The 19,885-nt window shown below is 67.5% G+C and carries 21 protein-coding genes and 4 tRNA genes; all 25 read right to left on the reverse strand.

All coding sequences use genetic code 11. The features are described from left to right. Window positions 1–81: 81 nt before the first annotated feature. Entirely contained in the window at window positions 82–459 is a 378-nt protein-coding gene (rplL, locus tag THIARS_RS04480) for a 50S ribosomal protein L7/L12 (protein WP_094159651.1), read from the reverse strand. A 50-nt stretch (window positions 460–509) separates the two neighbouring features. Continuing rightward, a complete protein-coding gene (gene rplJ / locus THIARS_RS04485; protein WP_094159652.1) occupies window positions 510–1,010 on the reverse strand; it encodes a 50S ribosomal protein L10 in 501 nt (166 codons plus the stop codon). A gap of 300 nt (window positions 1,011–1,310) precedes the next feature. After that, window positions 1,311–2,018, reverse strand: a complete 708-nt coding sequence (rplA, locus tag THIARS_RS04495; RefSeq protein WP_094159654.1) for a 50S ribosomal protein L1 — start codon at window positions 2,016–2,018, stop codon at window positions 1,311–1,313. Next, window positions 2,019–2,450, reverse strand: a complete 432-nt coding sequence (gene rplK, locus THIARS_RS04500; RefSeq protein WP_094159655.1) for a 50S ribosomal protein L11 — start codon at window positions 2,448–2,450, stop codon at window positions 2,019–2,021. A 181-nt stretch (window positions 2,451–2,631) separates the two neighbouring features. Further along, window positions 2,632–3,186, reverse strand: a complete 555-nt coding sequence (gene nusG, locus THIARS_RS04505; RefSeq protein ID WP_094159656.1) for a transcription termination/antitermination protein NusG — start codon at window positions 3,184–3,186, stop codon at window positions 2,632–2,634. A gap of 12 nt (window positions 3,187–3,198) precedes the next feature. Continuing rightward, the gene (gene secE, locus THIARS_RS04510) at window positions 3,199–3,582 is read right to left on the reverse strand and encodes a preprotein translocase subunit SecE (RefSeq protein ID WP_094159657.1); all 384 of its coding nucleotides are present in this window, start codon (window positions 3,580–3,582) and stop codon (window positions 3,199–3,201) included. Window positions 3,583–3,610: 28 nt separating this feature from the next. Further along, a tRNA-Trp gene (locus tag THIARS_RS04515) sits at window positions 3,611–3,686 on the reverse strand. An 80-nt stretch (window positions 3,687–3,766) separates the two neighbouring features. After that, complete coding sequence (tuf, locus tag THIARS_RS04520; RefSeq protein WP_094159063.1) at window positions 3,767–4,957, reverse strand: elongation factor Tu; 1,191 nt, start codon at window positions 4,955–4,957, stop codon at window positions 3,767–3,769. A 52-nt stretch (window positions 4,958–5,009) separates the two neighbouring features. Further along, window positions 5,010–5,084 (reverse strand) — tRNA-Thr (locus tag THIARS_RS04525). 68 nt (window positions 5,085–5,152) lie between these two features. Next, window positions 5,153–5,226: transfer RNA gene (locus THIARS_RS04530), tRNA-Gly, on the reverse strand. Window positions 5,227–5,364: 138 nt separating this feature from the next. Further along, window positions 5,365–5,450: transfer RNA gene (locus tag THIARS_RS04535), tRNA-Tyr, on the reverse strand. 65 nt (window positions 5,451–5,515) lie between these two features. Continuing rightward, entirely contained in the window at window positions 5,516–6,319 is an 804-nt protein-coding gene (gene trpC / locus THIARS_RS04540; RefSeq protein ID WP_094159658.1) for an indole-3-glycerol phosphate synthase TrpC, read from the reverse strand. Further along, window positions 6,316–7,374, reverse strand: a complete 1,059-nt coding sequence (gene trpD, locus THIARS_RS04545; protein ID WP_094159659.1) for an anthranilate phosphoribosyltransferase — start codon at window positions 7,372–7,374, stop codon at window positions 6,316–6,318. The genes trpC and trpD overlap by 4 nt, the downstream gene beginning before the upstream one ends. Window positions 7,375–7,386: 12 nt before the next feature. Then, window positions 7,387–7,959 (reverse strand): anthranilate synthase component II, encoded by a 573-nt coding sequence (locus THIARS_RS04550; RefSeq protein WP_094159660.1) that lies wholly within the window; start codon window positions 7,957–7,959, stop codon window positions 7,387–7,389. Window positions 7,960–8,205: 246 nt separating this feature from the next. Continuing rightward, complete coding sequence (locus THIARS_RS04555; protein WP_425444224.1) at window positions 8,206–8,532, reverse strand: acyl-CoA-binding protein; 327 nt, start codon at window positions 8,530–8,532, stop codon at window positions 8,206–8,208. 10 nt (window positions 8,533–8,542) lie between these two features. After that, window positions 8,543–9,457, reverse strand: coding sequence for a 5'-nucleotidase (locus tag THIARS_RS04560; protein WP_094159661.1), 915 nt, complete (start codon window positions 9,455–9,457; stop codon window positions 8,543–8,545). A gap of 4 nt (window positions 9,458–9,461) precedes the next feature. Next, the gene (gene gspF / locus THIARS_RS04565) at window positions 9,462–10,676 is read right to left on the reverse strand and encodes a type II secretion system inner membrane protein GspF (protein WP_094159662.1); all 1,215 of its coding nucleotides are present in this window, start codon (window positions 10,674–10,676) and stop codon (window positions 9,462–9,464) included. A gap of 41 nt (window positions 10,677–10,717) precedes the next feature. Continuing rightward, on the reverse strand, window positions 10,718–12,142 hold the full coding sequence (gene gspE / locus THIARS_RS04570; protein WP_094159663.1) for a type II secretion system ATPase GspE: 1,425 nt from the start codon (window positions 12,140–12,142) through the stop codon (window positions 10,718–10,720). Window positions 12,143–12,155: 13 nt separating this feature from the next. Further along, a complete protein-coding gene (gspD, locus tag THIARS_RS04575) occupies window positions 12,156–14,822 on the reverse strand; it encodes a type II secretion system secretin GspD (RefSeq protein ID WP_094159664.1) in 2,667 nt (888 codons plus the stop codon). Between the two features lie 142 nt (window positions 14,823–14,964). Beyond that, window positions 14,965–15,783 carry a type II secretion system protein N gene (gene gspN, locus THIARS_RS04580; protein ID WP_094159665.1) on the reverse strand — a complete coding sequence of 273 codons (819 nt, stop codon included), beginning with the start codon at window positions 15,781–15,783 and terminating at the stop codon, window positions 14,965–14,967. A 72-nt stretch (window positions 15,784–15,855) separates the two neighbouring features. Beyond that, entirely contained in the window at window positions 15,856–16,383 is a 528-nt protein-coding gene (gene gspM / locus THIARS_RS04585; RefSeq protein WP_094159666.1) for a type II secretion system protein GspM, read from the reverse strand. After that, complete coding sequence (gene gspL / locus THIARS_RS04590) at window positions 16,383–17,561, reverse strand: type II secretion system protein GspL (protein ID WP_094159667.1); 1,179 nt, start codon at window positions 17,559–17,561, stop codon at window positions 16,383–16,385. Before gspL ends, gspM begins: the two co-directional genes overlap by 1 nt. A gap of 120 nt (window positions 17,562–17,681) precedes the next feature. Further along, complete coding sequence (gspK, locus tag THIARS_RS04595; protein ID WP_245845523.1) at window positions 17,682–18,800, reverse strand: type II secretion system minor pseudopilin GspK; 1,119 nt, start codon at window positions 18,798–18,800, stop codon at window positions 17,682–17,684. After that, complete coding sequence (locus THIARS_RS04600) at window positions 18,797–19,504, reverse strand: PulJ/GspJ family protein (RefSeq protein ID WP_094159668.1); 708 nt, start codon at window positions 19,502–19,504, stop codon at window positions 18,797–18,799. The genes gspK and THIARS_RS04600 overlap by 4 nt, the downstream gene beginning before the upstream one ends. Continuing rightward, the gene (gene gspI, locus THIARS_RS04605) at window positions 19,504–19,881 is read right to left on the reverse strand and encodes a type II secretion system minor pseudopilin GspI (protein ID WP_094159669.1); all 378 of its coding nucleotides are present in this window, start codon (window positions 19,879–19,881) and stop codon (window positions 19,504–19,506) included. The genes THIARS_RS04600 and gspI overlap by 1 nt, the downstream gene beginning before the upstream one ends. Between the last annotated feature and the right edge of the window lie 4 nt (window positions 19,882–19,885).

Here is a 19,885-nt window from a genome sequence, read left to right on the forward strand (position 1 = left end):
TTCGACAATAACCGCGCCTGCATCAAGGCGCGAAAGCCCGGAAGACCAAAAGCCTTCCGGGCCAGGCAGCTGCCGGTGGGGTTACTTGATTTCCACCTTGGCGCCGGCTTCCTCCAGTTTTTTCTTGGCGGCTTCGGCGTCGGCCTTGGCCACGGCTTCCTTGACGGCCTTGGGCGCGCCGTCCACCAGGTCCTTGGCTTCCTTCAGGCCCAGGCCGGTGAGTTCGCGCACGGCCTTGATCACGGAAACCTTGTTGGCGCCGGCTTCCAGCAGCATGACGTTGAATTCGGTCTGCTCTTCGGCCGCGGGCGCAGCGGCGCCGCCGGCGCCGGGAGCGGCCACGGCCATGGAGGCGGCGGACACGCCGAATTTCTCTTCGAAAGCCTTCACCAGATCGTTGAGTTCCAGAACCGTCATGCCGCCCACGGCGTCCAGAATCTCGTCTTTGCTCAATGCCATTTTGTGTACTCCTGAATACGATTAAGAATGTAGGGGTTTGGAGCGGAGGATCAGGCGGCTGCCTCTTCCTCGCGCTTCTTGGCCAGTGCGGCCACCGAGGCGACAAAGCCCGTAAGCGGGGCTTGCATCACGCCCAGCAGCTTGGCGAGAAGCTCCTCGCGACTGGGAATGCTCGCAAGCTGTTTCACGCCTTCGGCATCGAGCAGTTTGCCGTTGTAGGCGCCAGCTCGAACGACCATCTTGTCGTTGGTCTTGGCAAAGTCGTTGATGACCTTGGCCGCGGCGATGGCATCCTCGGAAAATCCGTAGATCAAGGGGCCGGTCATTTCGCCAGCCAGCACCTCGAAACCGGTACCTGTGACGGCGCGCCGGGCCAGCGTGTTTTTCAGAACCTGCAGATGCACGCCCTTGCTGCGCGCCTGGGCGCGCAACCGGGTCATGGGCTCCACATCGATTCCGCGGTATTCCGCCAGCACCAGAGTTTGCGCCTTGCTCGCAACGGCCGCGACTTGCGTCACGACGGCTTGCTTTTCAGTGCGATTCAGACTCAAAGTTGACTCCTGAAGAAAATGGCCTGGGCGCGGACGCGCCTCAAACCGGGTTGCAGCGTCCTCTGGAGTTCAACAAGCCCGTTGCGCCATGCGTGCAACGAGACTGCAGGTTCCAGCGGGTCCGCCATCTGCGTCGGCTTTGAATGTCGAATCAACCCGACCTTCGCAATTAAGATGTGCATTCGCAAATCGCCAACGGTCTTGGATCGCTCGGGTATGCAAGGTTTTTCAACTTCGCACGCCCGACCCACCAAATTGCTGACAGCCGCAGCCTGGGCTGCGGCTGGTGTTCATATTCCCTCAGGCGGCCGCTGCCATGATGCTGGCAGCGTCCACGCGTACGCCGATGCCCATGGTGGACGAAACAGCCACCTTGCGCAGGTAAACGCCCTTGGCGGTTTGCGGGCGCGATTTGTTCAGTGCGTCGACCAAGGCCTGCAGATTGCTTTTCAACGCCTCGGGCTGGAAAGATGCGCGTCCGATCGTCGAGTGCACGATGCCGGCCTTGTCCGCGCGAAACTGCACCTGTCCGGCTTTGGCATTGCGCACGGCGCCAGCCACGTCGGGGGTGACGGTACCCACCTTGGGGTTGGGCATCAAGCCGCGAGGGCCGAGAATCTGGCCCAGTGCGCCCACTACGCGCATCGCGTCGGGGGAGGCAATGACCACGTCGAAATTCAAATTGCCCGCCTTGACCTGTTCGGCCAGATCTTCAAAGCCGACCACGTCCGCACCGGCAGCCTTGGCCTCTTCAGCCTTGGCGCCCTGGGCGAACACGGCGACGCGCTTGATCTTGCCGGTTCCGGCGGGGAGCACCACGGAGCCGCGGACGACTTGGTCGGACTTGCGCGCGTCGATGCCCAGCGCCACGGCCACGTCGATCGATTCGTCAAACTTGGCGATGGCGCATTGCTTGATCAGGTTCAGGGCTTCGTCAACCGAGTAGAGCTTGTTCGGCTCGACTTTGGCGCGAATCGCGGCATAGCGCTTGGGTAGTTTCTTGGCCATTTACACGCCCTCCACAGTCACGCCCATCGAGCGGGCAGTTCCCGCGATGGTGCGTACAGCCGCGTCCAGGTCGGCGGCGGTCAGATCCTTCATCTTGGTCTTGGCGATTTCTTCGAGCTGGGCGCGGGAAATCTTGCCGACCTTGTCGGTCAGCGGTTTGCTGGAACCTTTGTCGAGCTTGATGGCCTTCTTGATCAGGACGCCGGCGGGCGGGGTCTTGATGATGAAGGTAAAGGATTTGTCGGCGTAGGCCGTGATCACGACAGGCAGGGCCAGTCCCGGCTCGACACCCTGGGTCTGGGCATTGAATGCCTTGCAGAACTCCATGATGTTCAGGCCGCGCTGGCCGAGCGCCGGACCGATGGGCGGGGACGGGTTGGCCTTGCCGGCCGGCACTTGCAGTTTGATGAAGCCGACGATTTTCTTCGCCATGCAGTTCTCCTAGCGAGTTCAAACGCCCGCCGAAGCGAGCTCCTCGTTCATGCGGCCTCTGGAGCCCCCGATCTTGGGGACTGGGAATCGCGCAGCATGCCGGGCCGCCCCGCAAGCTTGCGCGCTGCTTCTGGGATCGGCCGCAAACAAGCGGCGCAAGCACAGAAGCAGGATTGAAAACTCAGAGCTTCTCGACTTGTTGGAATTCGAGTTCCACGGGGGTTGCGCGGCCAAAAATGGTGACCGACACACGTAGCCTGGACTTCTCGTAATTCACCTCTTCCACATTGCCGTTGAAATCGGTGAAAGGGCCTTCCTTCACGCGCACCATTTCGCCGGCCTCGAACAAGACCTTGGGGCGCGGCTTCTCCACGCCTTCCTGGATCTGGTTCATGATCTTGTTGACATCAGTCTCGCTGATCGGGGCCGGACGGTTCTTGGCGCCGCCGACAAAGCCCGTAACCTTGCTCGTGTGCTTGACCAAGTGCCACGTCGCGTCATCCATTTCCATCTCGACCAGGACGTAGCCGGGGAAGAAGCGGCGCTCGGTGATGGTCTTGCGGCCATTCTTCATTTCGACGACTTCCTCGGTCGGCACCAGGATGCGGCCGAACTTCGACTGCATGCCGGCGCGCTCGATGCGCTCGAGGAGGTTGCGTTCGACAGCTTTCTCCATGCCCGAATAGGCATGGACCACGTACCACTGCTTTTGGCCGGCAGGCAAGGTTTCAACCATCGACCACTCCGATTATTTTTTCCATCCCAGGATCACGTCGTAGAGCAGCCACTCCAACGATTTGTCGGTGATCCAAAGGAAAAGCGCCATGAGGATGACGAAACCAAACACGATGGCCGTCATCTGGATGGCCTCCTTGCGTTCGGGCCAAACCACCTTGCGTACCTCGCGCACGGATTCGCGAGTATAGGCAATCAGGGCTTTGCCGGGTTCCGTCAGCAGGAATAACCCGGCTGACAGCCCCAGTAAGAGCACCAAGGCGACGACCCTGAGCCAAAGCTCCTGGCTGTGCAAAAGATAATAGGCCGCGAAAGCGGCCAGAAAGGCGATTCCAGCCGCCCCCAGCTTGGCCTTGTCGGCGGACGTGGAGACGGTTTCTACGTTGGGTTGGGCCATGGTTGACTGATCGTGCTACATCCGGTGGTGGCAGGGGCAGAGGGAATCGAACCCCCAACCTTCGGTTTTGGAGACCGACGCTCTGCCAATTGAGCTATGCCCCTGTGGAACCCTTCAGATTGGCCACTTCACTGCTAGAAACGAAAGAATGATCGCCGGGCGTTGGCCTGGCGATCATTGGACTTTACTCGATGATTTTTGCGACGACGCCGGCGCCGACGGTGCGGCCGCCTTCGCGGATGGCGAAGCGCAGGCCTTCTTCCATGGCGATGGGGGCGATGAGCTTGACGGTGATGCTCACATTATCGCCGGGCATGACCATTTCCTTGTCCTTGGGCAGTTCGATGGCGCCGGTGACGTCGGTGGTGCGGAAGTAGAACTGCGGGCGGTAGTTGTTGAAGAAGGGGGTGTGGCGGCCGCCCTCGTCCTTGCTCAGCACGTACACCTCGGCGGTGAAGTGGGTGTGGGGCTTGATCGAGCCGGGTTTGCACAGCACCTGGCCGCGCTCGACTTCTTCGCGCTTGGTGCCGCGCAGCAAGATGCCGACGTTGTCGCCGGCCTGGCCCTGGTCGAGCAGCTTCCTGAACATTTCCACGCCGGTGCAGGTGGTCTTGAGGGTGGGCTTGAGGCCGACGATCTCGATTTCCTCGCCGACCTTGATGATGCCGCGCTCCACACGCCCGGTGACCACCGTGCCGCGCCCGGAGATGGAGAACACGTCTTCCACGGGCATGAGGAAGGCGCCGTCGACGGCGCGCTCGGGCGTGGGGATGTAGGTGTCCAGGGCCTCGGCCAGCTTGAGAATGGCGCCTTCGCCCAGTTCGCCCTTGTCGCCTTCGAGGGCCAGCTTGGCCGAGCCCTTGATGATGGGGGTGTCGTCACCGGGGAAGTCGTACTTGGACAGCAGCTCGCGCACTTCCATCTCGACGAGTTCGAGCAGCTCGGCGTCGTCGACCATGTCGCACTTGTTGAGGAACACGATGATGTAGGGCACGCCCACCTGGCGCGCCAGCAGGATGTGCTCGCGGGTCTGGGGCATGGGGCCGTCGGCGGCGGACACGACCAGGATGGCGCCGTCCATCTGGGCCGCACCGGTGATCATGTTCTTGACGTAGTCGGCGTGGCCGGGGCAGTCGACGTGGGCGTAGTGGCGGTTGGCCGTCTCGTACTCGACGTGCGCGGTGTTGATGGTGATGCCGCGCGCCTTTTCTTCCGGCGCCGCGTCGATCTGGTCGTACGCCTTGGCCTCGCCGCCGAACTTGCTCGACAGCACGGTCGTGATCGCCGCCGTCAGGGTGGTCTTGCCGTGGTCCACGTGACCGATCGTCCCCACGTTCACGTGTGGCTTGGTCCGCTCAAACTTGCTCTTCGCCATGATGAATGCTCCTGAAGACGATGAAGGTGCGAAAGGATTCGAATAAGAATGTTGGTGCCCATGGCGGGAATCGGACCCGCGACCTCTCCCTTACCAAGGGAGTGCTCTACCACTGAGCCACATGGGCGAATGGGGTGCTGCCGAACGCAACAGCCGATGCAGACAAGCCAAGTCTCCGAACACACCAACCGAAGCTGGAGCGGGAGACGGGAATCGAACCCGCGCCATCAGCTTGGAAGGCTGAGGTTCTACCATTGAACTACTCCCGCCTCGGTTCATTCGAGACACGGCCTGCTTGCGCACGAATCAAGGCTGCTGGCTGCGATGGCTTGTATTTCCCGCCATATTTTTCCCGCATCACGCAGCATCACCGGTTCATCGTGTTTGAATCAGCTGATTTATTCGCTTGGTGGAGGAGGTTGGATTCGAACCAACGTAGGCGTAAGCCAACAGATTTACAGTCTGCCCCCTTTAGCCACTCGGGCACCCCTCCGAGGCGAACCTAAAATTTTCAGGCAGTTTCGGGGTCTTGTCAACAAAAAGCTGCGGCGAACGCAGTCATGCCTGCGCCTCCAGGGCGAAGAAGGCGGCCAGTGCGGCGCCCGGGTCGTCGGCGCGCATGAAGGCTTCGCCGACCAGAAAGACGTGGACGCCAGCGGCGCGCATGCGTGCCACGTCTGCAGGGCAGAGAATGCCGCTTTCGGTCACCACCATGCGCTCCGGCGGGATGGCGTCGAGCAGCTCGAGGGTGGTGTCGAGACGGGTTTCGAACGTCCGCAAATTGCGGTTGTTGATGCCGACGAGCGGCGTGCGCAGCGCCAGGGCGCGCTCCAGTTCGGCGCGGTCATGCGCCTCGACGAGCACGTCGAGCCCGAGGTCCGTCGCGCAGTCCTCGAGTTCGCGCAACTGCGCATCGCCGAGTGCCGCGACGATCAGCAGGATGCAGTCGGCGCCCATGGCCGCGGCCTCGAGCACCTGGTAGGGATCGACGATGAAGTCCTTGCGCAGAACCGGCAGGCTGCATGCGGATCTGGCCTGGACCAGGTATTCGGGGGCGCCTTGAAAATACTCGCGGTCGGTGAGTACGGAAAGGCAGGTGGCGCCATGCCGCGCATAGCTCGCGGCAATCTCTGCGGGGCGGAAGTCTGGGCGCAGGAGGCCCTTGGACGGACTGGCCTTCTTGACTTCGGCGATGACCGCCGGTGCGCCAGTGGCCACGCGTTTTTGCAGGGCGGCAGCAAATCCGCGACGCGGCCCGTGGGCGCCGAGCCGGTCTCGCAGCATGGCGGGGGAGCGAACCGAGCGGGCCTCGGCCACCTCGCGCGCCTTGGTGGCGAGGATGCGTTGCAGGACGTCGCTCATGCGCCTGCCCCGGCGGTTTGCGTCTCCAGGCCGAGATTGCGGGTGTAGGCGATGAAGTCGCCAAGCTTGTCGCGCGCCTTGCCATTGGCCAGGGTCTTTCGGGCAAGGTCCAGGCCTTCGGACAGCGAGGATGCGACATTGGCGGCGTACAAGGCGCAGCCGGCGTTCAGCAGCACGACGTCTCGCGTCGGTCCGTCGACGTCGTCCAGCGCCTGACGCATGCGCGCGGCGGATTCCTGCGGGCTTTGGACCTGCAAGTCCTGCAGCGTGCAAGTCTTGAGGCCGAAGTCGGAGGGGTGGATGCGGTATTCGAGGATCTGGCCGTCCTTGAGTTCGCCCACCAGGGTTTCGCCGGCCAGCGAGACTTCGTCGAGGCCGTCGAGGCCATGCACGACGAGCACATGCTGGCTGCCCAGGCGCTGCAATACGCGCACCAGAATGCCGACGAGATCCGGGTGGAATACGCCGAGCAGTTGGTTTGGTGCGCCTGCCGGGTTGGTCAGAGGGCCGAGGATGTTGAACAGCGTGCGCACGCCAAGCTCCTTGCGCACCGGGGCGGCGTGCCGCATGGCGGCGTGGTGGCTGGGGGCGAACATGAAGCCGATGCCGGTGCCGGCAAGGCATCGCGCAACCTGTTCGGGGCTGAGCTGGATGTTGGCGCCCAGCGCCTCCAGCACGTCGGCCGAGCCCGAGGACGAACTCACGCTGCGTCCGCCGTGCTTGGCCACGCGCGCGCCAGCGGCAGCGGCGACGAACATGCTGGTGGTGGAAATGTTGAAGCTGTGGGCGGCGTCGCCGCCCGTACCGACGATGTCGACCAGATGCTTGGTGTCCGCCACCGGAACTTGGGTGGCGAATTCGCGCATCACGGTGGCCGCGGCGGTGATTTCGCCGATGGTTTCCTTCTTCACGCGCAGGCCGGCGATCAGCGCCGCCATCATGACCGGCGACATTTCCCCGGTCATGATGCGCCGCATCAGGGCGAGCATCTCGTCGTGGAAGAGTTCACGGTGCTCGATCACGCGCACCAAGGCTTCCTGATTGGTGATGGGCATGGCGGTGTCGTCCTAGCGGTTGGTCAGGCGCAGGAAATTCTGCAGCAGGCGATGGCCATGCTCGGTTTCGATCGACTCGGGGTGGAACTGCACCCCCTCGATGGCGAAGGTGCGGTGGCGCAGGCCCATGATCTCGCCGTCCTCGGTCTGCGCCGAGATTTCCAGGCAATCGGGCAGCGTGTCGCGCTCGACGGCCAGCGAGTGGTAGCGCACCACGGTGTAGGGGCTCGGAAGCCCTTCGAACACGCCCTTGCCGTCATGGGTGATGGGGCTGGTCTTGCCGTGCATGATGGTCTTCGCGCGCACCACCTTCCCGCCGAAGGCGGCGCCGATGGCCTGGTGCCCCAGGCACACGCCGAGGATGGGCAGTTTGCCGGCGAAGTGCTGCAGCACCGGGACGCTCACGCCCGCTTCGGCGGGAGAGCAGGGTCCGGGAGAGATGACGATGCGCTCGGGTGCCAGGCGTTCGATGGCGTCGAGCGCGAGCTCATCGTTGCGGATGGTGTGTACCTCCTGCCCCAGTTCGCCGAAGTATTGCACCAGGTTGAAGGTAAAGCTGTCGTAGTTGTCGATCATCAGCAGCATGTTCGCGAATCCTCTTGTCTAGCCGATTGGTTTCATTGCCGCTCAACCGCACTGGGGACGCCCCGGGGTGGGGACCGGCGTGTGGCAGGGGCTCGTGCGCCTGTGCGGCGCGGGGACATGTCAAGCGATTGGCTTGCGCCAATGCCGAACACGAACGGCGGAGGATGGGAACATGGCGAACATGCGCACATTATCGCCGGTTCGGGCCGCGCCTGGAACGACCTGGCCGCCAGACCGCCGTGCCCGTCACGCCGCGTGCTGAAGCGCGTCCACCAGGGCGATGTAGTCGCGCATCGCCTGCGCGGAGGGCATTCCCGCGAGCGTTGCCCAGGCATCCCATTTGGCCCGCGCCACGAAATCCGCAATGCCGGGGCGTGCTCCCGCGGCATCGCCCTCGGAAGCTTGCTTGTACAGGGCGTAGAGCCGCAGCAAGGTCGCATTGTCGGGGCGGCGGGGCAAGTTTTTTGCGCGGGCGACGGCGGATTCGAAATCGGTTTGCGGATGCATGTCCATACGGCTTCTTCTGGAGAGATTAAAAAGAACGATCGTACGATTTCGTCGGGCGCAGGCCATGGCCGCGTGGTCAGCCTTCGTTGCGCACCCCGGCGTGCACCTGGCCCGCCGGCACATGGCGTGAAGCGGACTGCACATGGCCGGTCTGGTCGTCGAAGAAAAAGTCGGGCTGGAATTCGCGCAGGAAAGGCCCTTTGTCCAGGCCGCCGAGGAACATGGCTTCGTCCACCGCGATGTTCCAGTTCATCAGCGTGCGGATGGCGCGTTCGTGGGCCGGGGCGCTGCGCGCGGTCACCAAGGCGGTGCGCAGGCGCATGCTCACGCTGCCCGAGCTTGCGGCCTGTTGCAGGCGGTGCAGCGCTTCGAGCAGGGGCTTGAAAGGGCCGGGCGGCAAAGGCTGCGCGGCCTTGCTCGCTTCATGCCGCTGAAAGGCGGGAAGGCCTTGGTCCTGGAACACGCGCTCGGCTTCGTCGGAAAACAGCACGGCATCGCCGTCGAAGGCGATGCGCACTTCGTCCGGATGCGCCTCGGAGGCGTGCGCCGATTCCGGATAGACCTGGGCCGAGGGGTAGCCCGCGGCGAGCGCCGCGCGCACGTCGTCGGGATTGGCGGACAGGAACAGATGCGATTGCAGCGCGTGCAGGTAGTGGAATGGGGGGCGCCCGCGCGTGAACACGCCGCGCTCGATGGGCGTGGCGTGGTGCTGCGCCGAACGGAACACGCGCAGACCCGAGACGGGATCGTTGCGCGACAGCAGGACCACCTCGACGCGATCGCGCTCCGTATCGCTGGTGTTGAAGGCCAGCAGCTTGCGCACCAGCTGGAACGCGACACCGGGACGCGCGGGGGTTTCCAGCCGGTCGAGTTGCAGGCGCATGTAGGCGGCGTCGTTGGATTCCTCGAAGGCGCGGTTTTCCTCCTCGAAGTCGAACAGGGCGCGCGAGGAGATCGCGACCACGAGCTTGCCACGCAGATCGGCCGACATGGGCTTATTTCACCAGGTTGTTGAGTTGGATGATGGGCAGCATGACGGCCAGCACGATGATCAGCACCAGCACGCCCATGCCGAGAATCAGCAGGGGCTCGAGGATGGTCACCAGGGTGAAGGCGCGGCGCTGCACCTCCTGGGCGTGCTGGGTTGCGGCGCGCTCCAGCATCTGCGGCAGCGTGCCGGTCTGTTCGCCCAGGCGGATGAAGGTGATGAGCACGGGAGGAAACCGCTTGTGCAGGCCGAGCGCGGCGGACAGCGTCGAGCCCTCGCGGACCAGGGCCAGGGCTTCCTGCGCATCGGCCTTCAGCACGGTGTTGGCGAGGGTGTCGATGGCGGCCTGCAGCGCGCGCAGGATCGGCACCCCGGCGGCGGTCAGGATGGCCAGGGTGGAGGCGAAGCGCGCCGTGTTCAGGCCGCGCACCAGCCGGCCCAGCAGCGGACTGCGCAGCAGCGCGCCGTCCAGCGCGGCGCGCGGGCCGGGCAGCTTGAGCGCCTGCCGCGTCAGCACGCCGCCCGTCACCAGCAGGCCGAGGATGGCAAAGCCCCAGTGGCGCAGGAAATCGCTGAACCCGATGAGCGCGATGGTCAGGATGGGCAGCTTCTGGTGCGCGCCCTGGAACACGCCGACCACTTGCGGCACGACATAGGTCAGCAACAGCACCACCACGGTGATGGCGACCAGCACGACGATGGCCGGGTAGGCCATGGCCTGGATCAGCTTGCCGCGCAGCGCCTGGCTGTTTTCCAGGTAGTCCGCCAGGCTGGCGAGCACCGTGCCCAGGTTGCCGCTGTCCTCGCCGGCGGCGACCAGCGCGCAGTAGATGGGCGAGAACTCGCGCGGGTGCTGGCCGAGCGCCATGGCGAAGCTGTGGCCGCCGGCCACTTCGCTCTTGATGGCCGAGAGCATGTGGCCGATCTCGGCGCGGTCCGCGTCGTCCGCCAGCGCGGCGAGCGCACGTTCCAGCGGCAGGCCCGAGACCAGCAAGCCGGCGATCTGGCGCGTGAGCAGGGCGATCTGCTGCGCGTTGAGCAGCCGGCGCGTGAAGCGGCGCGCCTGGCCCGGCGCGTGTTCGGCGACGATGGCGTCGACCTCGAGCGGAATCAGGCCGCGCGCCCGCAGCATGCCGCGCGCGCCGCGGGCGCTGTCCGCCTCCAGCACGCCGCGGGTTTCGGCGGCGGTGGCATCGAGGGCGACGAAGCGGTAAGCCGGCATGGCTGGGTTGGACGGAGGTCTGGGCGGTCGGCCGCGGCGGCTCAGTCGCGCGTCACGCGCATCAGCTCGGCCAGCGAGGTCTCGCCGCAGCGCACCCAGCGCATGCCGTCGTCGCGCATGCCGCGCATGCCGGCAAGGCCGGCCAGGCGGCGCAGTTCGGCCTCGCTGGCGCGCTCGTGCACGGCGGCGCGAATGGCGTCGTCGGCCGTGAGCAGCTCGAACACGCCGGTGCGGCCGGCATAGCCCGTGTGGTTGCACGCCGTGCAGCCCACCGCTTCATAGCCCTCGCTGTCGACAGCCGGCTTCTTGCACGCGGGGCAGAGCCTGCGCACCAGGCGCTGCGCCAGCGCGCCCAGTAGCGAAGAGGCCAGCAGGAAGGGCTCCACGCCCATGTCGATGAGCCGGGTGACGGCCGAGGGCGAGTCGTTGGTGTGCAGGGTGGCCAGCACGAGGTGACCGGTGAGCGAGGCCTGGATGGCAATCTGTGCGGTTTCGAAATCACGGATTTCGCCGATCATCACCACGTCCGGGTCCTGCCGCAGGATGGCGCGCAGGGCGCGCGCGAACGTGAGGTCGATGCGCGGGTTCACCTGGGTCTGGCCGATGCCCGGCAGGTCGTATTCGATCGGGTCTTCCACCGTCATGATGTTGGTGGTGCTGGCGTCCAGCCGCGCCAGGGTCGAGTACAGGGTGGTGGTTTTTCCGCTGCCGGTGGGGCCGGTGACGAGCACCAGGCCGTGCGGGTGGTGCGCGAGCGCGTCGAACTTCACCAGCATGTCGGGGGCCATGCCCACCGCGCGCAGGTCGAGCCGCGCGGCGGACTTGTCGAGCAGGCGCAGCACGGCGCGTTCGCCGTGTGCGCAGGGCAGGGTGGAGACGCGCACGTCGAGCGCCCGCCCGCCGATGCGCAAGGAAATGCGCCCGTCCTGCGGCAGGCGCTTTTCGGCGATGTCCAACTGGGCGAGGATTTTCACGCGCGAGATGAGCGCGCCGTGCAGAGCCTTGTTGGGCCGCACCACGTCGCGCAGCGTGCCGTCCACCCGAAAGCGCACCACCGAGGACTGTTCGTAGGGCTCGACGTGGATGTCGCTGGCCCCGTCGCGCGAAGCCTGGGTGAACAGCACGTTGAGCATGCGGATGATGGGCGCGTCGTCGGCCGCCTCCAGCAGGTCTTCCACCGCCGGCAGGTCCTGCATCAGGCGCGAGAGATCGACGTCGCCCTCGACCTCGCTCACCACCTCGGCGGCGCTGCCGTCGCGTGCCGCGTAGGCGGCGCCGATGCGCTCCTGCAACTCGGCGGCAGCCACGCGCTGCACCGTCTGCACGGCATGCGCGCGCTGCACCTCGGCCAGTCCGGCGGCGCGCGTGGTCTCGCAGACCCAGAGCTTGAGCGCCGGCCCGTCCTGCTCGGCGAGCAGGGACTGGTCGCGGCAGAAGGCATAGGGCAGGGGATAGCGGGCCGACATCGTCAAGAACCTTTCAGTTCGGCTGCCGTGACGGCTTGGGCGGCGAGGCCTGGGGGCGCCCTACCCGGACCAGCAGGCGCTTGCCCTGGACTTCGGTCGTGTAGGGGGCGGCCTGGCGCAGGTTGAGCACCACGCGCGTGCGGCCCTGGGCCTCCATCACGCTGGCCGAGCGCAGGTCGCCCTGCTCGAAACTCACGGCGTTGCGCCCGAGGCCGGAGGCGGCGCCGGGGAAGTCCAGGACGATTGCGGCCGGCTGCTCGACGGTGAAACTCGCCGGCGGCGCCGACAGGGGGCGGGAGAAATCGAGCTGGACCACCGTTTCGGCATCCTGTTTGCTGGCCTGGATGCCTTGCAGCACATTGTCGTTGGCTTGCGCCAAGGGCGGCTCGAGGCCTGCCACCGGAGCTGCCGGCCCGGGCGCCGCGCTGGATGGCGGCGTGATTTCGGGCAGGATGGGGCCCGGCAGATTGGGCATGCCGAACTGGCTGGGAAGCTGGCTGCCGCTCTGCAGGCCTTGCATATGGTCGTACTGGGTCTGGCTGATATTGCTGCCCTCCCCCTCGGTGCGCACGATGATGGGCCGCAGGAACACCATCAGATCGGTCTTCTGCGCCTGGCGCGAATTGGAGCGGAACAGCGCGCCCAGGCCGGGGATGTCGCCCAGGCCGGGGATCTTGCTGTCGTTGCTGCTCACGCTGTCCTGCATCAGCCCGCCCAGCACGATGGTCTGGCCGTTGTTGACCAGCACGGCGGTCTGGATCGAGCGCTTGTTGGTGATGATGCCGGCGGCGTTGGTGGTGTTGGCGATGCTCGACACCTCCTGGTAGACGTCCATCTTGATGGTGTTGCCGGCGGTGATCTGCGGCCGAACCTTCAGCGTCAGGCCCACGTCCTTGCGCTCGATGGTCTGGAACGGCGTGACCGTGGCGGTCGATCCGGTCTGCGCGTATTGGCCGGTGACGAAGGGCACGTTCTGGCCGACGACGATCTTGGCATCCTCGTTGTCCAGGGTCATCAGGTTGGGGGCGGACAGGATGTTGGCGCCGTCCTGGGTCTGCAGGAAATTCGCCAGCAGTCCCAGCGTGGCGAGCCCCGCGACGTTGTGCAGGATGCCGATGTTGAGTCCGTTGGGCAGGGTGATCGCGCCGCTGGCCAGGGCCTGGCCGCCCGCCGCTCCACTGGCGATGGCGGTCTGGAGGTTGATGATGTTGCTGCCGCCGGTGCCGAAATTGCTGCCGCCGACGATGGCGTTGTTGTTGCCGCTGCTGCCCGCGATGGCCTGCCACTGGATACCGAGCTGGGCCGCCTTGTTGGCGTCGACCTCGGCGATCAGGGCTTCCACATAAACCTGGGCGCGGCGCACGTCGAGTTTCTGGATCACCCCGCGCAGCTGCTGGTAGACCGGCTGCGGCGCGTTGACGATCAGGGCGTTGAGCGCGGTGTCGGCATAGACCGAGCCGCCCTGCGGCAGGGGCACGGTCTCGCTGCCGCCCTGCTGGCCGAAATCGGGCGTCTGGCCCAGCCCGGGACTGGTGGCGCTGGCCGCGCCCATTCCGGATTGAGGGCTATTGGTGCCCCCGCCCTGCTGGGTCGTGGGTTGCGGCGCGCCGCTCCTCGGGCTGCTGCCGGGGGACGTGGACGCCATGCCGCTGTTGGCGAGCACGCCGCGCAGGGTGCGCGCGAGGTCGGCGGCGTTGGCGTTGTGCAGATAGACCACGTGGATGTTGTCCGCGTCGTCCTGGCGGTCGAGCTTGGCGATCATCTGCTCGATCTGCACCAGCTGCGCGCCGTTGGCGGCGCGGATGATGAGCGCGTTGCTGCTGCTGTCTGGCAGCACGACCGCGCGCATGCCGTTGGCGCCGACGGCCGCGGTCTGTGTGCCGGGCGCCGCGCCCGGTGTCGCGCCCGCCTGCATGTCGATGAGTTTTTGCAGCGTGGGCGCGAGCTCGGAAGCCACCGCGTATTTCAGCGGCACCACGTCCACCTCGCTGCCGGTGGGCACGTCCAGCCCCGCGATGATGCGCGCGATGCGCTTGAGGTTGTCGGCGTAGTCGGTGATGATCAGCGCATTGCTGCCCGGGTCGACGTTGATGGTGTTGTTGGGCGAGATCAGCGGCCGCAGCACCGGCAGCAGGTTGCTGGCCGCCTGGTTGCGCAGTTGGAAAATTTGCGTGACCACCTGGTCGCCCCGGCCCGGAATGGCCCCGATCCGGTTGCCGACGCCAACCGGCGTGGTCTGCAGCCGCGCGTCGGCTTCGGGCACCACCTTGAACACGCCGTCGTGTTCGACCACCGCATAGCCCGCCAGGCGCAGCTGCGTGAGCAGCGCCTGGTACACCTGCTGCGGCGGCACGGGTTTTTGGAATTGCAGTGAAATCTGGCCCTTGACGCGCGGGTCGACGATGAAGTTGCGCCCGGTGGCGGCGGCGACCGCCTGCACCGCGCTGGCGATCTCGGCGTTGACCAGATTGATGGTCATCGGCGTGTTCGGTCCGGGATGCGCCGCCGAATGGCTCGGCGCCGCCCAGGCCGGCGGCGGCACCAGGCCGGCCAGCGCCAGCGCCAGCAACAGCGCGCCGGGCGCCCGCGCCAGCAGGACCGAGCGTGTGCCCGTCTTTCCCCGCGCCGCAGGCTGGAGCCCTGGTGACGGGTGTCGAAGTCTGGCGTGCTGCTCGCTCATGGTCGGTCGTCTCAAGAATGCGTTGTTGCCGTCGTGACGGTTTCGGTCCAGCGTCCTTCGGCCCATCGAGGAAACGCTAGGCCGCTCCCACGTTTTTTTGACCCCCGCAGGTGCGGGGCGGCGCGCCGCCCACGGGGTGCGCTCACAGGCCGATGCGCACCTTGTCGCCCTCGCGTTGCCCCAGCAGACTGAGCAGATTGGCCAAGGCCTCTTCCTGCCCCGCGGCGGCCTGTGCCGTCCCGGCGAACTGCAGCTGCTGGCCATTCCATACGCCCTTGCCTGCCAGAATCAGGGGTCCCGAAAGCGTGGAGAGTTGCATGTCCGCCTTTGCGCCGTCTCCATGCACCCGCAGGAGGTAGCTGCCGAGGGGCGCCACCGTGCTCAGGCGCGAGCTCATGTCGCTGGCCTTCACCTGAACCGCGCCCATCAAGCGCAACCTGCCGGCGGCTGATTCTAGGCTGGCATTGTGAAAGGCCAGCGCGATGCCGCCGCGCAGCGCCAGCGTGTTCCACGGCGTGCCCAGGCCTTCGAGCAAGGCGGCGGGGACAAGCGCTTGCCAGTCGGGTGGCTGGACCTGCCACAGGGTCCAGCCACCGATGTGCGCCTGGACGGCCAGTTGCAGCGGCGTTTCGGCCAGGCCGGGCCAGCGCAGGCCGAGTCGGATCCGCCCGTGCCAGAGGTCCGTCAATCCGATGCGCCAATGCAGAACGCCCGGCGCCAGCGTCGCGCCGCGGCTTTGCGGCCCGCCCGCCAGCACCACCCGCGCCGAGCCATCGCGCCAGGTGCCCTGGGTCTGCGCCAGCAACACGCGCTGCTGACTGGCGGCGGCCACCGCCGCGCCCAGCCAGCTTGCCGGCGCTTCGGCGACGATGACCCAGAGCAGACCCAGCAAGCCGGCCAGCCAGAACGGCCAGCGTGCGCTGGCACCCGAAGGCTGGCGTGGAGGACGTCGGCGGGCCATGACGTTGCGAAGGGGAGCGCGGGGATTGGCTGCGGGCTTGCGCGGTGGGGCGAGATGTCTTTCGCACCGGCGTCAAGGGTTGCGCGAGCCTTGCTGCTGCGAAATCTGGATGCGCCCGGCCAACAATCCGTCGGCCCCGCGCGCAAGCTCGGCCCGGGTGACCGCGGCGCCCCAGTCGCGTCGCGCGGCTTGCGCCAGCTCCAGCAGGGCTTGCGGCTTGAGGTGGAGGACGTCCAGCGTGACGCTGCCCGGCAGGGCGGTGATCTGGGCCTGGGCGCCGTGCTCGCGCAGCCAATCGTCCAGGGTGCTGCGCAAGTCTCCGGATTGTCCCGTGACCGCCGGCGCGGCGGCCAGGGCGGACAGTTCCTGGGCCTGGGCCTGGGCCGTGCGCAGGGTGGATTGCAGTTGCGCGATGTCGGCCGGCGCCGTGCGCAGCGTGTGCAGCGCCGGGCGCAGCAGCGCCAGCCACACGACGGCGGCGCCCACCACGGCGGCGGCCACGCTGACCAGGCGTCGCTCGCGCGTCGACATCCCTGCCCAGCGCGCCTGCAGGGCCGCCAGGACGCCGGGGAGCTTGCGGGAGCTTGCGACCCTGGCCATCAGCTGGGTGTGCGGACGGTGAACTGGCCGCTTTCGGCGCTGCAGGACAGGCCGAGGAGGGCGCAGCGGGTGAGCGCCGGTTGCATCTGGGCCGTTCCGAGCCCGAGTTGGAGCTTGCCGGGGCTGTAGTCCAGCTTGGCGATGGCCGTGTTCGCGGGCAGCACCCGCGCGGCGGAGCCCATCAGAACTTCCAGACTGGTGCTGGTGGGTTTGCCGGCGCGGGCACGCGCAGTGTCCAGCGCGCGCTGCATTTGCAGCCGCGCGTCAAGCACCGCGGGGGCTCCCGGCAGGGCGTTGCTCACGACGGTTTGAACCTGGGTTTGTAGCTGGCTGCGGTCGTTGCGCAGCTTCATGGCGTCGAGGTTGATGCCGACGATCTGGATCACCGCCAGCACGCCGCCGAGCATCGCGGCGCGGCGCCAGGCGGGGGTCTTGAATTGCTTGGCCAGCCCGGCCATGCCGCGTTGCATGGCGGCTTGCGGCGCCAGATCGAACTGACGCAGGTTCCAGGGCGACTGCGCGGCGCGCGCCAGCATCTGGGGCGCGGTGGCGGGCACGATGTCGGCGGTGGCGCCAAACCAGCCGGTGGCGAGATCCAGCAGGGCCGGCTCCACCAGCACGCGCGTGAGGCGGGCGGTGAGCAGGTCGGGGGCTTGCGCCCCGGGCTGCGTGGCGCTGGGCAGATGCAGCCACGCAGCCTCGCCCTCGGCGTCACGCCACAAAAGGCGCAGGCCATCGGCCATGGCTTGGAGCCAGGCTTCGCCCGGGGCGAGGAGTACGGGTTCCGGAACCAAGGCCGCCAGGTCGCGTCCGGCTTGGGTCAGGGTCTGCAAGGCAGCGGCGATGGCAGCACGCTCGCAGGCGCATGCCATGCGCACGCTGCCGTCGGCCTCGCGCGGGCCCGCCGCCAGGTGCTGGGCCGCGGGGTCGGTCAGCAGGCGGTCTTCCAGCGTGCCTGCCAGCGCGGCCTGCAGGCGCGCGCCGGGCATGGCGGGCAGGTTCACCCCCAGCAGGGTGAGTTGCTCGGCGGGCCAGACGCCGACCACGCGCTGGGCGCGCGGCAGCAGTGCCGGCTGGCTCTGCCCCGTTTCGGCAACGGCCCCGGTCGGGCCCAGCAAGGCATAGTCCAGCGCGGCTTGCTTGCTGCCGGGAGCGAGACGGACGACGAGCGTGTTCACGTGAGCACTCCCGCGCCGCGCGCGGCCCCGCCGGGCGGGGTTTCGCCCATCTTCGGGCGGCCGTGCGATGGTCTCATGCGCGAGGATTGTAAGGATGGGTTTGTGACATCCGCGCGGTCGTCACGATGCGGAGGGGCGTGCGGCGGCCATCCAGGGCGGCACGCGCTGCATGCGCAGCACCTGGGTGATGAGACCCACGCGCTGGATCAGGGCGCGCTCGGCGTATTCGAAGCGGTCGATGCGCACGCGCGCGGTGGCCTCGAAAAAGCCGCTGGACACGCCGACCAGCATGGGATCGAGATTCGGCTTGGCCTGCGTGCCAAGCGCCGTGCCGATGTCGCCGGTGTTGCGGAAATAGGCGGTTTTGCGCGACTGCACCAGGCGCGCCGCGGCATCGGCCGAAATGTCGAGCACGGCGGCCAGCGTTGTGGCGTCGGCCGTGTTTGCGTTGAGCGGCGTGGGCTGGGGCAGCAGGGTGACGTAGGGGGCGAGCGCCGGCAGCGCCTGCGCCACCTCGGGCGACAGGCGCGCGAGGTCTTGCAGGCCGCGCAGGGGGAGGGTGGTCGATGGCGCGGCGGCGCCGGGTGGCGAAGCCGGCGCCGCCGGTGTGGATGGCTGGTTGGATGCTTGGGCTAGGGCGATGCCCGAGGCGATGGTGTCGGCCACCGAACCGGCCACGCCCAAGGTGGCGCAAAGGCGCTGCAGCGCAGCTTGCGCGTTGGGGTCGGGCTGCCCGTTCGGCGCCAGATCGGCCAGATTGAAGCGGCTTTGCGCGTCGGTGATATGCCCTTCCAGCCAGGCATCGGGCAGGCTTGCGGTGCTTTGCCCGCGCGCGGCCAGGAAGGTGGACAGGCGCGATTCGGCCAGCGGCACGGCCCATGGTTCGCTCAGCGTGTCCACGCTGGAATTGCGCGCGTCCTCGCGCAGGATGAGTCGCGCCCAGTCCACCGCGCCGCGCAGGATCCAGCGCGCCTGGGTGGCCTGCTTGGCGGTCTGCTCGCGGCTGATGGCGGCCCACTGGTGCCAGAACATGCCGGACACCATCACCGCGGCGAGGGCCGCGATCAGCAGTGCGGTGATCAGCGCCGCGCCGCGCGCGCGCGGCGGTGTCGGCCTGGCGATGTTTCGCCGCGGCTCTTTGCCGCCAGCGCGTCGGGCCTTCCCAAGTTTTTGCGGCCGGGCCCGCGGCGCGGCGCGGCGAAGGAACCCGGCGGCGGAAACGTCGCGTTGCGCCTTCACTGCCGGTTCTCCAGCAGGAATTCGCGCGTGATGGTTCCCTGCAAGTCCGGGGTGGCGCTCTGCAGGGTCAGGCGCAGCGCCGAAGGCGTGCGCAGCGCGGCAGCCTGCGGACTGTCGCCCGTGCCGTCGGCGGCGGTGTAGGGGTTGACCCAGGCGCCCGATTGCGCCAGCAGCCCGAGGCCGGCGAAACGGTACACCAGCACCGTCATCGCGGTGATGTCCGGCAGCACCTCCAGCGCCTGCCCCTGCGGGTTCTGCATCGCGCCGAGCAGGGCGCTGGGCGATGCGCTGGGCTGGCTGGCCCAACGCATCCAGCGCCCGTCGCGCAGGCCCCAGCGCGCCACCTGCAGCAAGCCGGCGTCGGCGGGAATCCGCGCGCCGGGCCAGGCCCGCACGTCGCCGCCCAGCGCCTGCGGCGCGCGGCGCACGATGAGTAGGTCGCCGTTGCCGGCTAGACTCACCGCGGGCAGGCCGGCGCCCTCGTCGCGGGCGGCGTTCAGGTCGTCGGCCATCTGGCGCAGGCCCAGCGACAGGCGCTCGGCGGCGTGCAGGCGGAGATTGGCGGCGTCGCGCCCCTGCGCCACGCTGTCGAGCCCGCGCCAGCTCAGCGCCGCCATCACCGCCATGATCAGGGCCGCCACCAGCAGTTCGATCAGGGTGAAGCCGGCGCCGCGGGCGCGGTGGCGCAAGGTGCGGACGCGCATCACAGGTTGCCGATGATGGTGACCACGTTCCATGCCGTCCAGCCGGAGGCGTCGCGTACCTGCACGTCGACGCGCCGGAAGTTCGGGTTCGGCGTCGGTTGCACGTCCACGTTCAGCGTGAAGCCGGCCTGCGCCTCGGTACAGATGGACTCGCTTTGCCCGACGGGCAGGAAGTCGCGCGTGATGCGCTGCTCGACCAGGAAATTCTCGGCGCACTGCTGCGCCAGCACGGCCTGGCGATAGCGCTGCGCGTTGTCCTGCAGCCCGCCCGAGGCGCGCATCGCCGCCAGCAGGGCGATGGCCACCACGGCCAGCGCCACCAGCACTTCCAGCAGGGTGAAGCCATCGCCCTGCCGGCGGCGTGCGGACGTTGCCATGCCG

The organism is Thiomonas delicata (assembly GCF_900088825.1).
Classification (GTDB): domain Bacteria; phylum Pseudomonadota; class Gammaproteobacteria; order Burkholderiales; family Burkholderiaceae_C; genus Thiomonas_A; species Thiomonas_A delicata.